The following is a 4,447-nucleotide window of genomic DNA, read 5'->3' as shown; positions in this document are numbered from 1 at the left end:
CATGTTGCTTTACAAGCCCAAGGAGACCATCCAGTTTGAAAAGGGCTACGCCAAAACCCAACTTAAAGAAATGGGTAAGATTACCCGCGATGAGATTGTTTGCGCAATATGCTTGATTATCGCCATTGTGCTATGGGTTGACCCATTTGGATTAAAGATTGACCCGACGGTTGTTGGGCTCTGTGCGTTCGCTGCTATCTGCTTATTTGGTGGCCAAGCCTTTACTGTTGCCGACTTCGGAACGCGCATCCCCTGGAGAATGGTGATTTTGATTGGTGGTATCCAGGCTGTTGCTGGCATGCTGTCTGCGCATAAAATAAGCGCGTGGATTTCTGCCACTATCGGGCCCATCGTTGCTCCTTTGATTAGTAACGCGTTCGTCATGGTTCTGCTTGTTATTGTAGTGGCTTATCTGCTGCGCTACGTTGTTATTTCTCAGGTCGCTACTGCAACGATCGTTTTTGCAATCTTTGGTGGATTGGCAGCTGTCGCAGGCATCAACAGCTTCTTTATCCTCGGCTTCGTTATTTATGTTTCGGTTCAAATTTGGACGACACCGTTCAATAATACTGCCGAAATGGCGGCTCGAGCCATAACGAATGACGAAATGGTTGAGCATAAGGATACCGTTAAGATGTCATATGCCTATATGGTTATCAACATAATTGCCCTCTGTGCGAGCGTTCCGCTTTGGATGGCGCTTGGCTATATTGCCTAGAGAAATCTGGACACAGGTCAATCTTCGATATGGTCACGGGTGTAATAGTTTGTGGTTATGCAGTATCTGTAGGGAAATGCTCTGCCAAGCTAAGGATTGGCAGAGCCCGAAAAGGAGGAATAGATTATGGAGAAGTACGATGCTTTGATTCTTGGCAGTGGTATGGGTGGCCTCGCTACGGGTCTTCTTCTGGCTCACAAAGGTAAACGGGTCGCAATTCTTGAAAAGAACAGCCGTCCTGGCGGTCGCTTCACCTCGTTTGAGCGCGATGGCTTTATGCTTGATCTTGGGGTGCATATTATTTCTCGCGGAAAAAACGGTCCTGCGACTACTTGTCTTGAAAGTACCGGGCTGGAAAGTCCTATTGACTGGATGGTTATTCGGCCCGTTCAGAGTACGGGCGGCAAGATATTTAAGTTTCCCCGAGACCTTGAGGGCATGGTTCCTGACGAGGATCTTAAGGCCGTAATTCAGTTCGTCACTGACGTGAAAGGTCTTTCTGAGGAAGAAATAATGGCCTTGAATGATATTACGCTGGAAGAATACCTGAATCGCTATACTACAAACAATATTGTTCACTCCTGCGTCAGCCGCGTAGGTGATGTCTATCTTGTATGTCCGGAATGGGTTGCTTCGGCTGGCGAGTTCGCTCGATGCTTGCAGTGGGAGGCAAGCGCTAAGTCTTCCGCTTATCCCGCAGGCGGCTGTGTCTCGGTTGCGAATGCTTATGCCGACGGATTTAAGCACTTTGGCGGCGAGCTCTATCTCGATACCAAGGTTGCCAAGGTTATTGTGGAAGGTGGCAAAGCTGTTGGTGCCATTGGGGTGGACGGCAAAGAGTGGCGTGCCGACATGGTCATATCGAACGCCGACATTAAGCACACCGTGCTCGACCTAGTTGGCGAAGAGCACTTCGATGAAGAGTACGTGAATTATGTCAATGGGCTTGAATATAGCCTCTGCTCGCCTGTTGTCCGCATTGGACTCGACACGGTGCTCGACAGTGACATCAAGATGCTTGGCCAATTCTACGCACCCAGCCAACATGAGTATTATGAAATGTTGGCACGTGAGGAAATTCCCGAGGAACTCAACGTATTTCTCGTTAGCCCGTCAAACTTCGACCCTGCTACAGCGCCCGAAGGCAAGCAGCTTGTCATGCTTGCCTCGCCGGTTGAGTTTATGAACGATAGCTTTGCGGAAAAGTATATGGAGAAGATGATCGATACCGCCGAAGGGTACATTCCTGGCTTGCGTGAGCATGCTATCTTCATCGATAAGTCCCTGCCGAGTCAAATAGCTGCAAGTGTTGGTGAGGGCGGTTCTGTTATTGGTGTGGCTCAGAAGCCTGGCCAAGTGGGTTCGGATCGTCCCAAAATCAAGACACCTCTCGATGGTCTTTTCCTTGTCGGCGGCGAGGTAGAAGGTTCTGGCGTTGGGGTTGAACTTGTGGTGGGCACCGCCATGAAATTCGTGGAAAACTACGTAGACTAACAAAGCAGGGGATTCCCTGTCGTGAATAGGCAAAATCCCCTTTTCTATCGAAGGAGCGACTATGAAATCAGCAGATATTCCACAGTTTGGCACGTTATCCGGTATGAAGGTCGTCATTGCTGCAGTGTCGACCGCTGGTGGTGTTCCTGCCCAGAAATATGCAGAACAAGGCGCCGATGTCATCTGGGTTGAACCGCCCACAGGGCAGGATCCGTTACGTTGGACCGCCGGCGGCTGGGGGATCGAGAATGAACGAAGGAACGTCAGGAGCATGTGTCTGAACGTTCGGGCTGAAAAAGGCAAAGAGCTCTTCTTAAACCTAATCGAGTCCACGGACGTCTTCATCGAGGCTTCGCGCGGCGGACAGTGGTCCGGCTGGGGTATTACTGATGAAGTGTTGTGGGAGCACAACCCGAAGCTCGTTATTTGTCATATGTCCGGATATGGACAAACCGGTGTTCCTGAATTTGTAAAACGTTCGGCATACGATCATACAACTCAGGCGTATTCCGGCATGTTGCAGCTGAATGGCTTCCCTGATCGCGATCCCTCTTTGGCCATGAAGTTCCCCACCGACTATTATGCTGGTCTCTGTGCATTCGGCGAGACACTTGCGGCTTACATTTGCGCAACAAAAACCGGCAAGGGAGAGAGCATCGACCTTGCTCAGTACGAAGTCAGCGCAAGTTGCCAGTCGGCGCTTCCTGGTCAATGGTTAAATCAGGGCAAGCAGGAGGTTCGCGATGGCAGCAAACGTGTTGACACTGCTGGAGTCGGCTATTACACCTGCAAGGACGGCAAAGGGGTCTATTGTATCTTTATCGGGGCTGGCGTTCTGCGCAAGATCATTCCTCTCTTTGGCTTGGAATACGGATCGGAGTTGTTCCCTGAAGGTGTTACCCGCATTCTGACCGTCAACAAGGCAGCCACTGCCGCATTCGAGGAAGTCATTGCAAAGTATCTCTCGTCCAAAACCGCAATTGAGGCCGAGACTGAGCTTTGCGCCATGGGCATCCCCATTTCCCGCGTTATGGATTATCAGATGATGGAAGAAGATGAACACTACAAAGCTCGCGAGACTTTTATCGAGTGGGAAAGCGTGATGGGCGACACCATCAAAGGCGTGGCACCTGTGCCGCGATTCCAGAATCATCCAGCGCAGATTTGGCGCGGTTGCCCGTCCGTCGGCATGGATAATGATGATATTCTCGAAGAGCTCGGCTATTCTCAGAGCGAGATTGGTTCTTTCTACAACGACGAGCTTGTCAAGCAGAACGATACGGTTCGCATCACTACTGTCAATTAGTTTTAGATAAACACATATTTCAGGAGGTCTATATGGCACGCCGCAGTGAAATTCCTAAATTTGGCGTTTTGTCAGGGTTAAATGTCGTTGTTTCTGCGATTTCTACCGCAGGGCCATTCGTCGGCGAACTTTTTGCGGAAGCTGGCGCAAACGTCATTTGGATGGAATCCCCAAAATCCGTTGATCCTGTACGTACCGTTAATCGTGGGTGGGGTATCGAAACGGAACGCAGGAACATGCGTACGATTTCCTTAGACGTTACTCAGCCAGAGGGGCGAGATATCTTCCTCGAGTTCATCGATGAGGCGGACATCTTTGTCGAGAGCTCGCGTGGGCTGCAATGGACGGAATGGGGATATCCGGATGAACTGCTGTGGGAGCGCAACCCCAAGCTGGTCATTGCGCATATGTCCGGCTATGGACAAAGCGGCGTTCCCGAATATGTAATGCGCGGTGGATACGACAACACCATCCAGGCTTACAGCTGCATGATGGCGATCAATGGTTTCCCCGATCGCGATCCCATCCTATGCCAGAAGATGGTCACCGATTATTACCAGGCGTTTTTAACCTATGGTTCTGCGTTGGCAGCTTACGTGCATGCCCTGAAGACGGGCGAAGGCGAGAGCATCGACCTCGCGCAGTACGAGACTTCTATCCGGTGCCAGAATTCCTTGCCTACTTACTACTTCCAGGAAGGTCTCCAGGAGCCTCGCTCAGGCTCTCGCTCCAATATGGGCTGCGGTACCGGCCACTTCACTTGCGGCGATGGAAACGGTATCTACACCATCGTCATTGGCCAGGCCAATGTTAGAAAGTTCGTCAAATTCCTCGGTCTAGAGTACGGCTCCGAGCTGTTCCCTGAGGGCATGACTCTTCCTGCCCGCGGAACCGAGGCTGGCGAGGTCTTTGAAGAGGCTCTGATAGAG

Annotated in this window: 4 protein-coding genes; all 4 read left to right on the top strand. The window is 50.9% G+C overall.

Annotation, left to right across the window (positions count from 1 at the left end):
* The coding region (locus RR842_RS12180) for an anion permease (RefSeq protein ID WP_332729909.1) at window positions 1–718 on the top strand (718 nt) is incomplete at its 5' end.
* 126 nt (window positions 719–844) lie between these two features.
* The gene (locus RR842_RS12175) at window positions 845–2,212 is read left to right on the top strand and encodes an NAD(P)/FAD-dependent oxidoreductase (protein WP_332729908.1); all 1,368 of its coding nucleotides are present in this window, start codon (window positions 845–847) and stop codon (window positions 2,210–2,212) included.
* 61 nt (window positions 2,213–2,273) lie between these two features.
* Window positions 2,274–3,518, top strand: a complete 1,245-nt coding sequence (locus RR842_RS12170) for a CoA transferase (protein WP_332729907.1) — start codon at window positions 2,274–2,276, stop codon at window positions 3,516–3,518.
* A 32-nt stretch (window positions 3,519–3,550) separates the two neighbouring features.
* Window positions 3,551–4,447: CoA transferase (locus tag RR842_RS12165; protein WP_332729906.1), on the top strand; the 897-nt coding region annotated here is incomplete at its 3' end.

The sequence above is a fragment of the Gordonibacter sp. genome, assembly GCF_036667095.1.
Classification (GTDB): domain Bacteria; phylum Actinomycetota; class Coriobacteriia; order Coriobacteriales; family Eggerthellaceae; genus Gordonibacter.
The sequence above is the reverse complement of the archived record's forward strand: the minus strand, read 5'-3'. Positions and strand labels throughout refer to the sequence as shown.